This is a genomic window from Mesorhizobium sp. WSM1293 (genome assembly GCF_000513875.1).
Taxonomy (GTDB): domain Bacteria; phylum Pseudomonadota; class Alphaproteobacteria; order Rhizobiales; family Rhizobiaceae; genus Mesorhizobium; species Mesorhizobium ciceri.
Genome location: NZ_AZUV01000001.1, coordinates 390,959 through 407,137 on the forward strand (window position 1 = coordinate 390,959; position 16,179 = coordinate 407,137).

At 63.4% G+C, this 16,179-nt stretch carries 16 protein-coding genes and 1 pseudogene; 10 read left to right on the top strand and 7 right to left on the bottom strand.

Annotated elements, in window-relative coordinates; all coding sequences use genetic code 11:
* Nucleotides 1-88 precede the first annotated feature (88 nt).
* Nucleotides 89-1,075 carry a Dyp-type peroxidase gene (locus M729_RS0102015; RefSeq protein ID WP_027160609.1) on the top strand — a complete coding sequence of 329 codons (987 nt, stop codon included), beginning with the start codon at nucleotides 89-91 and terminating at the stop codon, nucleotides 1,073-1,075.
* Nucleotides 1,076-1,105: 30 nt separating this feature from the next.
* Here the strand turns inward: M729_RS0102015 and M729_RS0102020 are convergent, their stop codons facing one another.
* From M729_RS0102020 to M729_RS0102035, 4 genes and pseudogenes are all read right to left on the bottom strand, one after another.
* On the bottom strand, nucleotides 1,106-1,627 hold the full coding sequence (locus tag M729_RS0102020; protein WP_027160610.1) for a hypothetical protein: 522 nt from the start codon (nucleotides 1,625-1,627) through the stop codon (nucleotides 1,106-1,108).
* Between the two features lie 102 nt (nucleotides 1,628-1,729).
* Nucleotides 1,730-1,946 (bottom strand): annotated as a pseudogene (locus M729_RS1000000136815) (FAD-linked oxidase C-terminal domain-containing protein); the annotation flags it as partial.
* The gene (locus M729_RS0102030) at nucleotides 1,934-2,302 is read right to left on the bottom strand and encodes an avidin/streptavidin family protein (protein ID WP_027160611.1); all 369 of its coding nucleotides are present in this window, start codon (nucleotides 2,300-2,302) and stop codon (nucleotides 1,934-1,936) included. The gene M729_RS0102030 and the pseudogene M729_RS1000000136815, both read right to left, overlap by 13 nt.
* A gap of 168 nt (nucleotides 2,303-2,470) precedes the next feature.
* Complete coding sequence (locus M729_RS0102035; protein ID WP_027160612.1) at nucleotides 2,471-3,883, bottom strand: FAD-linked oxidase C-terminal domain-containing protein; 1,413 nt, start codon at nucleotides 3,881-3,883, stop codon at nucleotides 2,471-2,473.
* A gap of 160 nt (nucleotides 3,884-4,043) precedes the next feature.
* On the opposite strand from M729_RS0102035, the gene M729_RS0102040 reads away from it, so the two are divergent.
* On the top strand, nucleotides 4,044-4,523 hold the full coding sequence (locus M729_RS0102040) for a thioesterase family protein (protein ID WP_013531007.1): 480 nt from the start codon (nucleotides 4,044-4,046) through the stop codon (nucleotides 4,521-4,523).
* 235 nt (nucleotides 4,524-4,758) lie between these two features.
* Complete coding sequence (locus tag M729_RS0102045; RefSeq protein WP_013531006.1) at nucleotides 4,759-4,956, top strand: hypothetical protein; 198 nt, start codon at nucleotides 4,759-4,761, stop codon at nucleotides 4,954-4,956.
* 28 nt (nucleotides 4,957-4,984) lie between these two features.
* On the opposite strand, the gene M729_RS0102050 is transcribed toward M729_RS0102045, so the two are convergent.
* On the bottom strand, nucleotides 4,985-5,464 hold the full coding sequence (locus M729_RS0102050; protein WP_013531005.1) for an Lrp/AsnC family transcriptional regulator: 480 nt from the start codon (nucleotides 5,462-5,464) through the stop codon (nucleotides 4,985-4,987).
* An 89-nt stretch (nucleotides 5,465-5,553) separates the two neighbouring features.
* Between M729_RS0102050 and M729_RS0102055 the strand changes: the two genes are divergently transcribed.
* The 3 genes from M729_RS0102055 to M729_RS0102065 all read left to right on the top strand — a co-directional run bounded on the left by M729_RS0102055 (nucleotide 5,554) and on the right by M729_RS0102065 (nucleotide 8,160).
* On the top strand, nucleotides 5,554-6,462 hold the full coding sequence (locus tag M729_RS0102055) for a DMT family transporter (RefSeq protein ID WP_024501431.1): 909 nt from the start codon (nucleotides 5,554-5,556) through the stop codon (nucleotides 6,460-6,462).
* A 106-nt stretch (nucleotides 6,463-6,568) separates the two neighbouring features.
* Nucleotides 6,569-7,717, top strand: a complete 1,149-nt coding sequence (locus tag M729_RS0102060) for a histidine kinase dimerization/phosphoacceptor domain -containing protein (RefSeq protein ID WP_027160613.1) — start codon at nucleotides 6,569-6,571, stop codon at nucleotides 7,715-7,717.
* Entirely contained in the window at nucleotides 7,714-8,160 is a 447-nt protein-coding gene (locus M729_RS0102065; RefSeq protein WP_013531002.1) for a response regulator, read from the top strand. Before M729_RS0102060 ends, M729_RS0102065 begins: the two co-directional genes overlap by 4 nt.
* Nucleotides 8,161-8,169: 9 nt before the next feature.
* On the opposite strand, the gene M729_RS0102070 is transcribed toward M729_RS0102065, so the two are convergent.
* On the bottom strand, nucleotides 8,170-9,057 hold the full coding sequence (locus M729_RS0102070; RefSeq protein ID WP_027160614.1) for a dienelactone hydrolase family protein: 888 nt from the start codon (nucleotides 9,055-9,057) through the stop codon (nucleotides 8,170-8,172).
* A gap of 268 nt (nucleotides 9,058-9,325) precedes the next feature.
* On the opposite strand from M729_RS0102070, the gene M729_RS1000000136820 reads away from it, so the two are divergent.
* Together M729_RS1000000136820 and M729_RS0102080 are read left to right on the top strand one after the other, a co-directional pair.
* Nucleotides 9,326-9,475, top strand: coding sequence for a hypothetical protein (locus tag M729_RS1000000136820; RefSeq protein ID WP_084652542.1), 150 nt, complete (start codon nucleotides 9,326-9,328; stop codon nucleotides 9,473-9,475).
* Between the two features lie 9 nt (nucleotides 9,476-9,484).
* Entirely contained in the window at nucleotides 9,485-9,919 is a 435-nt protein-coding gene (locus M729_RS0102080) for a hypothetical protein (protein WP_013530999.1), read from the top strand.
* Between the two features lie 137 nt (nucleotides 9,920-10,056).
* Here the strand turns inward: M729_RS0102080 and M729_RS0102085 are convergent, their stop codons facing one another.
* Nucleotides 10,057-12,372 (bottom strand): glucose/quinate/shikimate family membrane-bound PQQ-dependent dehydrogenase, encoded by a 2,316-nt coding sequence (locus M729_RS0102085; protein ID WP_027160615.1) that lies wholly within the window; start codon nucleotides 12,370-12,372, stop codon nucleotides 10,057-10,059.
* 194 nt (nucleotides 12,373-12,566) lie between these two features.
* Between M729_RS0102085 and M729_RS0102090 the strand changes: the two genes are divergently transcribed.
* Nucleotides 12,567-13,397: a DUF2059 domain-containing protein gene (locus M729_RS0102090; protein ID WP_027160616.1), complete on the top strand. Its 831-nt coding sequence runs from the start codon at nucleotides 12,567-12,569 to the stop codon at nucleotides 13,395-13,397.
* Between the two features lie 91 nt (nucleotides 13,398-13,488).
* Nucleotides 13,489-16,089, top strand: coding sequence for a UvrD-helicase domain-containing protein (locus M729_RS0102095; RefSeq protein ID WP_027160617.1), 2,601 nt, complete (start codon nucleotides 13,489-13,491; stop codon nucleotides 16,087-16,089).
* Nucleotides 16,090-16,179 lie beyond the last annotated feature (90 nt).

The following is a 16,179-nucleotide window of genomic DNA, read 5'->3' on the forward strand; positions in this document are numbered from 1 at the left end:
CGCATCCGCGTGTCGATAAAGAGGCAATTCATCCAGTTGCGCGATCTCCGGTGATCTGAAACAAATCCCGGCGAAGCGGAGAAATCGGATGTCGGGCAAGAACTGGGATCGCGTGCCGATCGATGCGCAAAGTGTCGACGCTCCGCTGTCGCTTTCGGCGGTCTTTCTTGTCGTCGCCGTCGCCAGTGGGCAGAGCACGCTCGCCAAGGTTGCGTCGGTGCTCGGCAAACTCGACGACCTGGTCAAAAATGTCGGGTTCCGCGACCTTTCCGGGCGGCTGTCGTGCATCGCCGGCATCGGCCGCGATCTCTGGGATCGTCTCTCTCCAGACCGGCGGCCGCTGGAACTGAAACCGTTCGCGCCGATCAAGGGTGCCGTTCATTCGGCGCCTTCGACCGCCGGCGATCTTCTCTTCCACATCCGCTCCGAGCGACCCGACATGTGCTTCGAGTTCGAGCGCATCCTGCTCGACAATCTCGGTGACGGCGTAAGCGTCATCGATGAGGTTTCCGGCTTTCGCTATTTCGATGCGCGCGACCTGCTCGGCTTCGTCGACGGCACCGCCAACCCGACAGGCCTCGATTTGCCCGCCTCGGCACTCGTCGGTGATGAAGACGCCGACTTCGCTGGCGGCAGCTATGTCGTCGTCCAGAAATACCTGCACGATCTTCAGGCATGGGGGCGGACGCCGACGCCTCTCCAGGAGGAGATCATCGGCCGCACCAAGATAGACAATATCGAAATCGACGATGATGACGCGCCGCGCAAATCGCACAAGTCGCTGGCCACCATCGAGGATGCCGATGGCAACGAGTACGACATTTTGCGCGACAACATGCCGTTCGGCAGGCCCGGACAGAACGAGTTCGGCACCTACTTCATCGGCTATTCCAGATATCTTTGGGTCACCGAAAAAATGCTGCAGCGCATGTATATCGGCGAGCCGCCCGGCGCCCACGACCGCCTGCTCGATTTCTCGACGCCGCAGACCGGCACGACCTTCTTCGCGCCAACCCGCCCCATGCTGCAGGCCCTTGTCGAGGGCGCGCAGGAGAAGCTTCCCGCCGCCCGGTAGAGGACGGCTGAGGGCCTCTATCCCCGAGGATCAGCGTGCGTCGCGCTTCGCTTGTGCCACCTTGCCCGCCTTGCGCTGCCGGCCGAGTTCCGCCGGCCGGACCAGCGCCGGCGCCCGCTTGTTGGCCACGGCACGCATGCCCTTGTGAGCCGTCCGCGAATTGAGCGCGGGACCGTCCGCCGGCGCATTTTGCTTCATGGCCAGCGCCTTGTGCGCATTCCCAACCAGGGAAACGCGAGCCGCCAGCTGGCGCCGCCGTTCGGCCTCGCCATTCAGCCGCCGCATGGCCATGGCCAGCACCGCAAGCTTTGTCTGCGAACCGCCATCGGACTTTGAGGATGCAGCACCTTTCGGCGCGCCCTTGCCGCGTATCTCACGCCGGCGGCGGTGTGCTTGGGTCTGCGCCTTGTCGCGCCGTTCCCGCAACAGCTTGACCAGGCTGGCAAGATCGGCGTCGGAAAGCTCCTGCACCGCCGGATGGTGCGATTTCCCCACCAGCTCCTGTTCGTCCGCGCTCAGCGCACGCGCCGCTTCCTTGCGTGAAATCGCCATGACATTCCTCCTCCGCTGGCACGCCTGTCTGTTTCAGGCCTCGCCGCTCGGCGAAGTCTCGGCCCGAATGGCGTTGCGGTCAAGACGAGCTGTTTGACGTCCTTAACCCGCTGCCGGCAGGATCTTGCCCGGGTTCATGATATCAAGCGGACCGAGTGCCTGCTTGATCGTGCACATGACGTCGACGCCATGGCCGAGTTCGCGGCGCAGGAAGCCGATCCTGCCCTGGCCGATGCCGTGTTCGCCAGTGCCGTCCATGGCGATCGCGAAGCGGCCAAATCGGGATTAGCTTCTCTGCCATCAGGACTAGCTTCTTTGGAACGTGTCCGCGCTGGTCGACATCGAACGCCACCAATTCAGTTTTTCGATTTTCGCGGGTTGGCCCTCGCCGCTGGCCTTTATCGCCGCATCCGAGACGACAAACCACAACGTCTCCATTTTTCCCTCCCGAAGGAGGCCGGTGTAGGAAACGATCGCATCCCCAACCGCCGTTTTCCCGCCGCCGGCAAAACTGATGCAGTCGCCGCGGTGGACGCCCAAAATCGGAATTTCCTGGCCATGGAACCCGCTATCCGGCAGCGCGGTTCGAAACGATCCCGATATACGATTGTCCGCATCATCGGTGATCTCGACAATGGACCCGTATTGATTCTTCCAGACGCCTTTCCAGTTCATGGGCGGCCGCTCCGCTTTGACGATATCCGTTGGTTGCCGCAACGTGAAAGCCGGGAATCGGTTCCGAGGATGCGGGCAGTTCCAGACCCCACCGTGCGGCCGATCTCGGCCTGAAACGTGGCGCCGTCAAAGACAAAGCCGCATGCGAACCTTGCGTCGAAGAACCGGCTAGCCTCGCGGCAATATCTTGCCCGGGTTCATGATATCGAGCGGATCGAGCGCCTGCTTGATCGTGCGCATGATGTCGACGCCGTGACCGAGTTCGTGACGCAGGAAGCCGATCTTGCCCTGGCCGATGCCGTGCTCGCCGGTGCAGGTGCCGTCCATGGCGATCGCCCGCATGTTGAGCCGCGCGACGAACTTTTCCGACAGCGCAATTTCCTTGGGATCGTCTACGTCCATCAGCACAAGCACGTGGAAATTGCCGTCGCCGGCATGGCCGACGATCGGCGCGATAAGGCCCATTTCGGCGATGTCGGCCTCGGTTTCCATGACACATTCGGCAAAGCGCGAGATCGGCACGCAGACATCGGTCGACAGCCCCTTGGCGCCTGGCCGCAACGTCAGCGACGACCAGTAGGCGTCGTGCCTGGCCTTCCACAGTTTGGTGCGCTCCTCGGCGACGCTGGTCCACAGGAACGGTCCACCGCCATTCTCTTCCGCGATCATGCCGAAGGTCTCGGCCTGCTCGGCAACGCCGGCATCGCTGCCATGAAATTCGACGAACAGGCACGGGCTCTCGGGATAGTCGAGCTTGGAATAATTCTTCATCGCCCGCATCTGCAACGCGTTGACCAGTTCGATGCGCGCCACCGGGATGCCCATCTGGATCGTCGCGATAACCGCGTTGCAGGCCGCCTCGACGCTCGGAAACGGGCAGACGCCACCCGAAATCGCCTGCGGGATGCCTTGCAGCTTCAAGGTCAGCGACGTGATGATGCCGAGCGTGCCTTCCGAGCCGACCAGCAGCCGCGTCAGATCATAGCCGGCCGAGCTCTTTTTCGCCCGCTTGCCGGTCGTCACCATTTCGCCGTCGGCCATGACGGCGGTCAGCGACAGCACGTTCTCGCGCATCGTGCCGTAGCGCACCGCGTTGGTGCCGGAGGCCCGCGTTGCGGCCATGCCGCCCAGCGAGGCATTGGCGCCGGGATCGATCGGAAAGAACAGGCCGGTGTCGCGCAGATGCCGGTTCAAATCCTCGCGGGTGACGCCGGGTTCGACCGTGCAGTCGAGATCCTGTGGATTGACGGCCAGGATACGGTTCATGCGCGAGGTGTCGACCGATATGCCGCCGCCGGGTGCGTTGGTGTGACCCTCCAGCGAGGAACCGACGCCGAAGGCGATCACCGGCACGCGGTGCGCCGCACAGGCGCGCACGATCTCCTGCACCTCGGCCGTCGTCTCGGGGAACGCAACGCCATCCGGTGCCTGCGTCGGTATGTAGGTGGTGGTATGTGCATGCTGCGAGCGGATCGCCTGGCCGGTCTGGAATCGCTCGCCGAGCTGCTGCTTGAGGATGCCGAGCACCGCAGCGATGCCTTCCTCGTTGCGTTCGACCGGGTTGAGGTCGCTCAGAGCCATGAATTCCTCCGCGAATGGACCAGCGTCCATGCTTGTTATGCGTCTATGGATGCGTAAAGCAATTCCAGGAAAAGTGTGAAGCGGTTTTCCGTCCGAAATTGCGTCAGAACAAATAGAGTCTCCGGAGCCACGCTCTGTCCAGCACCAGAAGGAAGTTTCGATGCCCATACCCACTCCCTTCGTCTCGAAACCCATGGACATCGAGAAGGACTGGATCGACTACAACGGCCATCTCAACATGGCCTATTACAACGTGCTGTTCGACCGCTGCTCGGACGACGCCTTCGAGGCAATGGGCATGGGACCGAACTATGCCAGGGATCGCCGCCTCACCATCTACACCGCCGAAGTCCATGTCTGCTACGTGCAGGAGCTGCATCTCGAGCACAAGGTCACGGTCTCTTTCCAGCTCATCGACCATGACGATAAGCGGCTGCGGGCCTATCAGGAAATCCGCCATGTCGACGGCTGGCTGGCCGCGACTTCCGAATCGCTGTCGCTGCATGTCGACATGTCCGGGCCGAAGGTGGCGCCCTTCCCCGCCGATGTGCTGGCCAGGGTCGAAGACATGCGCGCCGCCCATTCGGCCCTGCCGATGCCGGAACGGGCCGGCCGCTCGATCGGCATCAAACGCAAATAGGGCGATGCCGACACCTCTCGTTTCCGGCTTCAAAGCCACACCGGCGATCTAAAATCGCAGAACCTTGCCATCGACCGGCGGCGGCGCTTGAAGCGGCGCGGCGCCCTCGTTAACCTTACCAAGGTTTTAACGGGAACAAGCCATTTGAGCCGTTGCGCGACTCAGCGGGCCGGTCGAAAACGATCTGCATCGAGGTAGCGACACGGGCGGCGCGGCGCCGGTTCGAGGAAAGTGCATGAAAACCGACATCAAGGTCGAGGTGGACAGGTTGGCTGCCGATCCGCGCATCACCGACTACGATTTCTGGCGCTCGCTCAAGAACGTCAACAATGAGATCTTCCACATCGCCAACAACAACGAGCCGATCCCGTTCGACATGATCCGCTGGCGCGCCATCCTGAAACAGGCGCGCATGAAGCGCGGCCACGCATAAGGTCCTCGAACGGAACAATCCCCGCAGGTCAAGCCTGGCGCCTCAACGCCGCCAGGGCCGAACGCGCCACCACCGGCGAGGACTGGATGATCGCCGTGTTGGTCATCGCGTAGGGAATGATGCGGTCGATCACCCGCTCGAGGTCGACCACCGACCCGACATGCGCCAGCGCGATGAAACAATCCTCTCCGGTTACGCGGTCGCATTGCACGATCTCCGGCAGTTCGCGGATGATCTCGGCCACGACGGCCAACTGCCCCGGCACTGGCCGGATGCGCAGCCATGCCGACAGCGGCAGGCCGAGTGCCGTCGGGTTGATCCTGACCGAATAGGCCTCGATGACGCCGCTTTCCTGCAGCCGCTTGATGCGCTCAGCCACACTCGGTGCCGACAGGCCCACCGAGCGTGCCAGCTCCGCCGTGCTGGTGCGCGCGTCCTTTTCCAGCAGGCGCAGGATCTTCATGTCGGCGGCATCGAGATCGGCGCTTTCAGTTCGAAGGCGCTTCATGGAAAACTCCTTTATTCCGGGAGAAAGATAGCCGAAAGAGCTAATCATCATCTATATAAATAGGCAAATCTGCCTGCGATACTGATCCGATGGATGATCAAACGCAAGCTCTCGCGGCGACCCCTGCCCCGGGCAACTTCACCCTGGGCAAGCTAACGGAAAAACTGCCGCCGCATGTCTGGTTCGGCGTCAGCGCCGTCTTCCACTATCTCGGGCCGGCCTTCGCCGTGCTGCTTTTCCCGCATGTCGGCGTGCTCGGCATGGCGTGGCTGCGCATCGCCACGGCAGCACTCATCTTCGCACCCCTGACCCGTCCATGGCGAAGCTTCGCACGCGCCGATCGCACGACGCGGCTGCTGTTGCTGGCCTTCGGCGCCTGTCTGGCGGTGATGAACTGTTCGTTCTACCTGGCGCTCGACCGACTGCCGATCTCGCTGGTGGCGGCGATCGAATTCGTCGGCATCATCGGCGTCGCGGCGATCGGCCTCAGGAGCACGCGCAATCTCGCCGCCCTTGCCATCGCCGTCGCCGGCACCTTGCTGCTCATCGATGTCAGATGGTCCGACGATCCCATCGGGCTGTTCTGGGCCATCCTCAACGGGGCGCTGTTTGTCGGTTACATCGTACTCGGCCATCGCGTCGCCGCTTCAGGCGCCGGCAGCGGCATCGCCGGCCTGGGTGCTGCCATGGCGATCGCCTTCATCGTCGTGCTTCCGATCGGCTTCACCGATGCGCTGCCGGCCTTTTTCTCACTGCCGCTGCTGCTCGCCGCCATCGGCGTCGGCATCTGCTCGTCGGTCATTCCTTACATCTGCGACCAGCTCGCCATGTCGCGGCTGCCACGCGCGAGCTTCGCGCTGATGCTGTCGCTGCTGCCGGTCACCGCGACGCTGATCGGCGTCGTCGTGCTGCGCCAGATTCCGAGTTTTATCGATTGCCTCGGCATTGCGCTGGTGGTCGCCGGCGTCGCCTTCCACAAGCCGGCATCGGCCGGCTAACTCCGGAGACCTGATTCTAGGTACGAACTGCGACAGGAAGGCTCAAGATTGAACCAAATCGGCGTCTGATCCGTTGTCACCCGCGAAAATGGCTTGGAGTGACAGAATGGAATGGAAACGGACCAGGGAGCCTGCCGACGCATGGCACATGACGGACGATCTGCATGTCGAGCACGGCAAAGGCGATCCGTTCGCGGCGGCTATCCGCGCCACCCGCATGTCGATGATCATTACCGATCCCCGACAGCAGGACAATCCTATCGTGTTCGCCAATGACGCTTTCCTGCGACTGACCGGATATGAGCGTCATGAAGTTCTGGGCAGGAACTGCCGCTTCCTGCAGGGACCGAAGACCGACAAGGCCGCTGTCGAACAGATACGCGCGGCGATCGAGGATGAAACCGATGTCAGCGTCGATATCCTGAACTACCGCAGGGACGGCTCGACCTTCTGGAACGCGCTCTACATCAGCCCCGTTTCGAACGACAAAGGCGATTTGCAGTTCTTTTTCGCATCGCAGCTCGACGTCTCGGATCGCAAACAATCGGAGAGTCGCATCAACGCGGACAAGGACCGCTTCGAAAAGGCGGTGAAGGAACGCACCGCGGAACTGGAAGCCGCCCTCGAGGCGCAGACCACCTTGCTGCATGAGGTGGACCACCGGGTGAAAAACAACCTGCAGATGATCTCTTCCCTCATCATTATGCAGCGGCGGACCATACGGGACGAAGCGATCAGGCGTTCGTTGACCACCATGCTGGAGCGCATCGAAGCCCTGAGCACCGTGCATCGGCGGCTTTATCAGTCGAAGGACGTCAGCAAGTTCGATGTGGCGGATTTCGCCAAGGATCTGGTGACAGACCTGCTGACGGCGTCGGGGCGCTCTGAGATCAGTCCGGCTCTCGACCTGGAACCGATCGTCATTTCCGCGGAAAAGGCAACGCCCGTCGCTCTGATGGTCAACGAACTCGTCACCAATGCTCTGAAGCATGCCTTCAAGTCCAAGCCCGACGGAATGTCGGCCGGCCGCCTGGGCATCAAAATGAGCCAGCCCGACGGCCACTTGAATATCGAGGTGTCGGACGACGGCGTCGGCATGGCCGACGCCAACGGCGATGCCTCGTTCGGCATGCGGCTGATCAAATCGCTCGCCCGCCAGTTGCATGCCGAGATCGAATGGCGCGACACCGGCCCCGGCACGAAGGTCGTTATCTCGATCCCGAACGAACCTCAGGAAAAAGGGAATGTGTCATGATTGAGCCGCTCAAGGTCCTGATCATCGAGGACGAAGCGCTGCTGGCAATGGAGCTGGAGAGCCTTGTCGAGGACGCCGGCCACAGCGTCGTCGGCTGGGCGACCTCTTCGGCGGAAGCCATGGCCATGGCGGATGCGACCGAAGCCGATATCGCCTTCGTCGACATCCATCTGAGTGACGGGCCGTCCGGCATCGACGTGGCCAAGTACATAGGCGAAAGGAAGAGTTCGACGGTGGTGTTCATGACCGCCAATCCGAAGCGCATCCCCGATCATTTCGCCGGCGCGATCGGCGTCATAGCCAAGCCTTACACGATGAACGGGCTGACGTCGGCGTTGCGGTACCTGCAGGAAGGCGTGCGCCGCCCGCCCCCCGTTTCGGCGCGGCCGGCCGGCTTCACCCTGTCGCCGGCCTTCGAAACCGCCTGGGCGCCGGCGGCATGACAGCTGAAGTCATTTCAGTTTTTCCCGAAGGAAGGCGATCGTTCTGCCCCAGGCGAGGTCAGCCGCCTTCTTGTCGTAGCGCGCCGCCGACGTGTCGTTGTTGAAGGCGTGGTTGGCGCCTTCATAAACATAGACCGTGTAGTCGACATGCGCCGCGTCGAGTTCCTTCTTGAAGGCGTCGATGCCGGCATTGATGCGCTTGTCCAGTCCGCCATAGTGCAGCAGCAAGGCCGCCTTGATCTTGGATATATCGGCGGCCTTCGGCTGCATGCCGTAGTAGGCAACGCCGGCACTGAGATCGGGCGCGTTGACGGCCAGCATGTTGACCGTGCCACCGCCCCAGCAGAAGCCGATAGCGCCGACCTTGCCGTTGCCGTCCTTGTCGCTCTTGAGGAAAGCGACGGTCGCAACACCGTCAGCGATGGTCTGCGCCGGATCGAGCTTGCCGAACATGTCGCGCGCCTTGTCTTCGTCGGTTGGCGTGCCGCCGAGCGGCGACAGAAAATCCGGCGCCAGCGCCACGAAGCCTTCCAGCGCCACGCGCCGCGCCACATCGCGGATATGCGGGTTGAGCCCCCTGTTCTCATGCACGACGATGACGGTACCGAGCTTGCCCGCCTGGTTCGCCGGCTTGACCAGATAGCCCTTCATCTCGCCGCTGTCGCCGGGGTAGCTGATGTCCTCGCCCTTCACGCGCGGATCGTTGTCGGCGACGATTGCTGCTTGCGCCGAATTGGCCGCCAGAAGCGGCGCGATCGCTGCCGCCGCCGCACCTGATCCGGCAAGCCGGGTCAACTGCTCCATGAACCGGCGGCGATCGAGCGTCAGATGCGTGTACTCGTCATAGGCGTCGATCATCGCCTGGGTGATGGTGGGCTTGGCTTTGGGTCTCGTCATGGATGGGCTCCTCTGCTTCGGGCTTCAATTCCCAGCTACATAGGGACCAAGCCGGCATCATCCAGTCGAGCACTCATCGCTGCCGTCGATCGCCTCAGGCGTATGCCGCCGGCCGCGTCCGGGCAGCAAAGCCGGTGCCCATGCGCGGCCGTGTCATCACTTTTTAGTCATTGGCGATAAATCCTGCTGGCGCTGCCACAATCGTGAAGGAAGGTGGCTATCGACGGTATCTTGACCGCGTGCCTCAGACCCAGAAGGAAGCGAGACCATGACCATGCCTTCCCCGATCCTCGCCAGCGCGGTCGTCCTTGCGGTGGCCGCCGCTTTGGCCCTGCGCTCGATGGTTGTGAATGCAGGCAGACTATCGTTGATCAGGGTCCGCACTGAGCGGAACCGCAACACGAAAACCCAGGGTTGAGGTGACGCCATGAACGTCCAGGACATCGTCAACACCGTTTCGCAGAAGGCGGGCCTCGACCAGGCGACGACGGAGAAAGTCGTCGGCACCATTTTCTCGGTGCTCGAACACGAGGCGGAAGGCACCAGCGCCTCGGCGTTCTTCGCCAAGATCCCCGGCGCCGACGACCTCGCCCATCAATATGACGTCATGGCCGCCGCTCCGGCCGGCGGTGGCGGTTTTCTGTCGTCGTTGCAGGGCGCGCTTGGCGGCGTTCTCGGCGAGAAGGCCGGCGCGCTGATCAACGGCATCGCCGCGCTCAAGGCATCCGGGCTCGACATGGCGCAGATCCAGAAGGCCGGCGCGACGCTGATCCAGCAGGCCGAAGCCGCCGCCGGCCCCGACCTGACCAACAAGGTGCTCGGCTCGGTGCCCAGCCTGAAGGGTCATTTGGGGATTGGCTGATCGACAACGGGCCGATCGGAAGATTCCCGCCCCTCATCGCCCAGTCGGGCACTTTTCCCCGTCACTATGCGGGGAAAGGACACCGGCACAGATGAGGGGCGGCGCGACCTCTGAAAGATCGCGTCACCCTGTCGCCCCTACTTCGGCAGCGCGTAGGCCATCACATAGTCACCAGGCTTGGTGCCGACCGAACCGTGGCCGCCGGCGACGATGACCACGAACTGGCGGCCGTCGGCGACCGTATAGGTCATCGGCGTCGATTGCCCGCCGGCCGGCAGCCGCGCCTGCCACAGCTGCTTGCCCGATGTCAGGTCGTAGGCGCGCAGGTAGTCGTCGACTGCGGCCCCCAGGAAGGCGACGCCACCGGCGGTGATCATCGGCCCGCCGATGCCGGGCACGCCGACCTTCAGCGGCAGCGGCAGCGGCGTCATGTCGTAGACGGTGCCGTTGCGGTGCTTGTAGACGATCTTGCCGGTCCTGAGATCGGCACCGGCGACATAGCCCCAGGGCGGCGCCTGGCAAGGAATGCCGAGCGGCGACAGGAACGGTCCCATCACCACCGCATAGGGCGCGCCCTCGTTGCGGTTCAGCCCCTGTTCGCTGCCCCGCCCTTCGTCCGGCGGCGGCACCTGATCGCGCGGGATCAACTGCGACTTGAACGCCAGATAGGTCGGCATGCCGAACAGCACCTGCCGGACCGGGTCGACGGCGACGCCACCCCAGTTGAAGGTGCCGAAATTGCCGGGGTAAATCAGCGAGCCCTGGACGGAAGGCGGCGTATAGCGACCCTCATAGCGCAGGCCCTGGAATTCGATCCGGCAGGCCAACTGGTCGAACATGGTGAGGCCCCACATGTCGGCGCCGGTCAGCGGCTTCGGCATGAAGGTGAGGTCGGAGACCGGCTGCGTCGGCGATGTGTGGTCGCCTTCGATCGCGCCGCCGGGCGCCGGCACTTCGTTGACCGCGATGACCGGCTCACCGGTGCGGCGGTCGAGCACATACAGATCGCCCTGCTTGGTCGGTCCGACCAGCGCCGGCACCACCGTGCCGTCGGGTTTGGTGATGTCGATCAGGCTCGGCTGCGCCGGTACGTCCATGTCCCAGAGATCGTGGTGCACGGTCTGCCGCACCCATCGGACCTGTCCGGTGTTGAGGTCGAGCGCGGTGATCGACGACGAGAACTTCTCGACATTGGCACTGCGCCCGGCGCCGAGCTGATCCGGCGTCTGGTTGCCGAGCGGCACGTAGAGCAGGCCGAGCTTCTCGTCGGCGCTCGGCGTCGACCACATATTGGGCGAGTTGGCGGTATAGGTCTGGCCGGCCGGCAGCGGCGTCGTCTGGTCCGGATTGCCGGAATCCCAGTTCCACACCAGCGCGCCGGTGGCAGCGTCGTAGGCGCGGATGACGCCGGACGGCTCCTGTGTCGAATAATTGTCGTTGACCGCGCCGCCGACAATGATCTTGCCGCCTGAGATCAGCGGTGCCGAGGTCGAGTAATAATAGCCCGACTTCGGATAGGGCATGTTGGTCAGAAGGTTCAGCGTGCCGCCCTCGGCGAAAGCCGGACAGATCTGCCCGTTGGCGGCGTCGAGCGCGATCAGCCGCGCGTCCGAGGTCGGTAGGTAGACGCGGGTCGCACAGGGCTGCCCGGCGGCGCCGGCGGCATCGGCGTAATAGGCCACACCGCGGCAGGTCTGGTGCTGGCGGTCCTTGTCAAGCTTGACCTCGGGATCGAAGCGCCATTTCTCCTTGCCGCTCGCGGCATCGATGGCGATGGCGAAATTATGCGGCGTGCAGATGTAGAGCGTGTCGCCGATCTTCAGCGGCGTCACCTGATAGGTGGTCTCGCCGACATCGTCCGGTCCCTTCACGTCGCCGGTCTGGTAGGTCCAGGCAGGCTGCAGCTTGGCGACATTGTCCGGTGTGATCTGGTCGAGCGGCGAATAGCGCTGGCCGAACTGCGTGCGGCCGTAATAGTGCCACTCGCCGGCCGGCACGTCATTGCCGAGATTGGCGTTGGCGACCACCTTGTCGGTGCCGAGTTCGCCGGCAATGTCCTTCGGATCCGAAGTCATCGAATAACCGGCGACGGCCAGTGATGCCAGCACGGCAAGGATCAGCGGCGCGCGTGCGTCAGGGCCGACAAGACCCCGCCTCGCCCACGGCGTCAGCAGCCACAAAGCGAGAAGCACGATGACGCCGCCGCGAGGCCCGAGTTCCCACCAGTCGAAGCCGGTTTCCCAGACCGCCCAGGCCAGCGTGCCGAGCACGATCGCCGCGTAGAGCCACAGTGCGGTGGACCGGCGCCGGTAGAGCAGCCAGGCGGCGATCAGGAAGGCAAGGCCAGCAACGACATAGTACCAGCTGCCGCCCAGCATCGCCAGGCGGACGCCGCCGCCGCCGAGTGCCAGGCCGATGAGGAAAAGAATGAGGGAGGTGATGGTGACAGCCAAGATGATACTCCTTCGACTGTTGCGCTTTGCCACGCCAAGGACAGCCCGATGTCCCGTTCCTGCCCTGCGCACAGCTTTCTCCTGCCCGCCCCGCCTGTCAAGCTGGCCCACACGCCAAGGTGGCAATTCATCTTGCCTGCGGTCGGGTTATCGAGCAGTCTCCGTCGCAGCATCACCGTGGAGTAGACCGAGTCATGCCCTTCGTCTTTCCGCCATGGATGCGCATTGCCGGCGCGCTGTTCGGCTTCGTCGTGCTTATGGCTGGCAGTCAACCGGCGTCGGCACAAACGCTCGAGGAGATCAACAAGGCAAGCGGCTTCCACGAGATGCTGGCCGGCCTCGGCCCAAGCATAGTCGCCGGCATCAAATCCGTGCCGGGGCCGGAAAAAGTCAAGGAAGCCTTGTCCGCCGCCGCTGAAGGCGCTTTTGACGCTGACAGGATGGAGAAAGCCGTAGAGGCGCGGATGAGGGGCCGGTTGCAGCCCGTCGATCTCACCGATCTGGCTGCTTTCTTCGATTCACCATTGGGCAGGCGGGTCACAGCCCTGGAGATCCAAGCGTCCGATCCGCAAGCCGTGGGGCGCAAGAAGATCGAAGGTCCGAAAATCCTTGGAGGACTTCAGGCGGGAGATCCGGCACGGCTCGCGTTGTACCGGAAAATCGTCGACGATACCAGCGCCGTGGACATGGCTGAAGCGATCGCATTGAACATGGGCTATGCGATGGTTTCGGGAATGCTCGCGGCAGCCGGGCAGCCTTTATCGGATCAGCAGATAATGGTGCTGGTGCATAAGCAGGCCGGCAACCTTCGTGAAAAAGCCGAAAAGGGGATCATGGAAGGAAATGCTTTCGCCTATCGTGACTTGTCGCTCGACGATCTCAGGCTTTACGCGGCATTTCTCGCGTCCCCTGCGGGCAGCCATTACTACGACCGGATGCAGACGGCACTCGGCGCCGTGATGACCGATGAGGCGCGTTCGTTAGGGCAGCGATTTTTCGTCGCTCTCGGCTACCGCAAGGCCTGAACAGCCCGTACATCCTTGCCGCCAGCACTTTAGCGGAACAAAACGTAGACAGTTCTGGTCTTTCCCCACCGAATCACTACATTCGGGGGCGATGTCCGGCTTTTCCGAAGACATGCCCTTTTTCGACGAACCCAATGCGCGGCCCTCGGCCCCGTCGGGTATCGCCGCGCGCGCCATGGCTGCCCGCAGCGGACACAACAACGCACCCGACTATCTGAAGGGACTCAACCCGGAGCAGCGGCTAGCTGTTGAAACAACGGAGGGTCCGGTTCTGGTGCTGGCCGGCGCCGGCACCGGCAAGACCCGCGTGCTCACCACCCGCATCGCCCACATCCTCGCCACCGGCAAGGCGTTCCCGTCGCAGATCCTCGCGGTGACCTTCACCAACAAGGCCGCGCGCGAGATGAAGATCCGCATCGGCGTGCTGATCGGCGAAGGCAATGTAGAGGGCATGCCGTGGCTCGGCACCTTCCACTCGATTGGAGTGAAGCTGCTTCGCAGACATGCCGAACTCGCCGGTTTGCGCTCCGACTTCACCATCCTCGACACCGACGACGTCGTGCGGCTGATCAAGCAGTTGATCCAGGCCGAGGGGCTGGACGACAAGCGCTGGCCGGCCAAGCAGTTCGCCCAGATGATCGACGGCTGGAAGAACAAGGGGCAAGGCCCGGCCGACATTGCCGAGGGCGACGCGCGCGCCTTCGCCAACGGCAAGGGCCGCGAACTCTACAAGGCCTATCAGGAGCGGCTGAAGACGCTGAACGCCTGCGATTTCGGCGACCTGCTCTGCCACCCGATCCGCATCTTGCGCGCCAATCCGGACGTGCTGAAGGAATACCATAAGCGCTTCAAGTACATCCTCGTCGACGAGTACCAGGACACCAACACCGCCCAGTACATGTGGCTGCGGCTGTTGGCGCAAAGGCCTCAAGGCAAGCCGATCTCCCCCCTTGAGGGGGAGATTGGGCGCTCTTCGGCCGAAACCCGCGCCACCGTAAACATCTGCTGCGTCGGCGATGACGACCAATCCATCTATGGCTGGCGCGGCGCCGAGGTCGACAACATCCTGCGTTTCGACAAGGATTTTCCCGGCGCCACCATCATCCGGCTGGAGCGCAACTACCGCTCGACCGCGCACATCCTTGGTGCCGCCTCCCACCTCATCGCCCACAATGAGGGCCGCTTCGGCAAGACGCTGTTCACGGATCGCAACGATCCCGAGGATGGCAAGGTCAATGTCCACGCCGCCTGGGATTCCGAAGAAGAAGCCCGCGCCATCGGCGAGACCATCGAGGCCTATCAGCGCCAGAAGCACAATCTCAACGACATGGCTATTCTTGTCCGTGCATCCTTCCAGATGCGGGCCTTCGAGGATCGCTTCATCACACTCGGCCTCAACTACCGCGTCATCGGTGGCCCGCGCTTCTACGAGCGCCTGGAAATCCGCGACGCCATGGCTTTCTTCCGTGTCGTCGCGCAAGGCGCCGACGACCTCGCTTTCGAACGCATCGTCAATGTGCCCAAGCGCGGCTTGGGCGAAGCCACCATCCGCCAGATCCACGACACCGCCCGTGCGCTGCGCATCCCTATGCTGGAGGCCGCCGCCAAGCTCGCCGAAAGCGACGAGTTGAAGCCGAAGCCGCGCGCCGCCTTGCGCGAAGTGGCGGCCAATTTCGAGCGCTGGCAGAAGGCGCTGGAAACCACGCCGCACACCGAACTCGCCGAGAGCATTCTCGAAGAGAGCGGCTACACGGACATGTGGAAGAACGACCGCTCGGTCGAAGCCCCCGGCCGGCTGGAGAACCTGAAAGAGCTGATCCGCTCGATGGAGGAGTACGAATCGCTGCGCTCCTTCCTCGAGCACGTCGCGCTGGTCATGGACGCCGAACAGAATGCCGGGCTCGATGCCGTCTCGATCATGACGCTGCATTCGGCCAAGGGCCTCGAATTCGAGACCGTGTTCCTGCCCGGCTGGGAGGAAGGCCTGTTCCCGCATCAGCGCGCGCTCGATGAAGGCGGCCGCTCCGGGCTGGAGGAAGAGCGCCGCCTCGCCTATGTCGGCCTGACGCGGGCCAAGAAGAACCTGCATATCTGGTTTGTCTCCAATCGCCAGATCCATGGCCTGTGGCAGTCGACGATCCCGTCGCGTTTCCTCGAGGAATTGCCGAACGCCCATGTCGAGGTCGCTGAAAGCGGCAACTCCTACGGCGGCTACGGCAATTCCTATGGCGGCGGTTCCTTTGCCTCCGGCCGCGGCGGCCAGGGCGCAGGACGGCAGAACCCCTATGGCGCCTCGCGCTTCGACAATGTCGGCGCCGACAGCGAAAAATCCGGCGCCTTCTCCAACACCTATGCGACGCCGGGCTGGCAGCGCGCGCAGGCCAACCGCACCGAGGCGACCGACCGCAACTGGGGCTCGCGCTCCGGCCACCAGGTCGAGCGCATCGGCTACGGCGAGACGGACAGCGGCTACGGCGCCGGCCGCACCTCGGTCAAGGGCCGCACCATCGACGGCGAACTGGTCGCCAAATCCGTCTCCGACAAGCCGTCCGCCTTCAACGTCGGCGACCGTGTCTTCCACCAGAAATTCGGCAACGGCAACATCTCGGCCATCGAAGGCAACAAGCTGACCATCGACTTCGACAAAGCCGGCCAGAAACGCGTGCTGGATGGGTTTGTGGCTGCGGTGTGAAGATGGCGTTTTCCCCGCGGAAGCCTCACCTTCGTCATCCACGGGCGAAGCAAGGAGCGTAGCGACGCGGCGCAGACCCGAGGATGACGA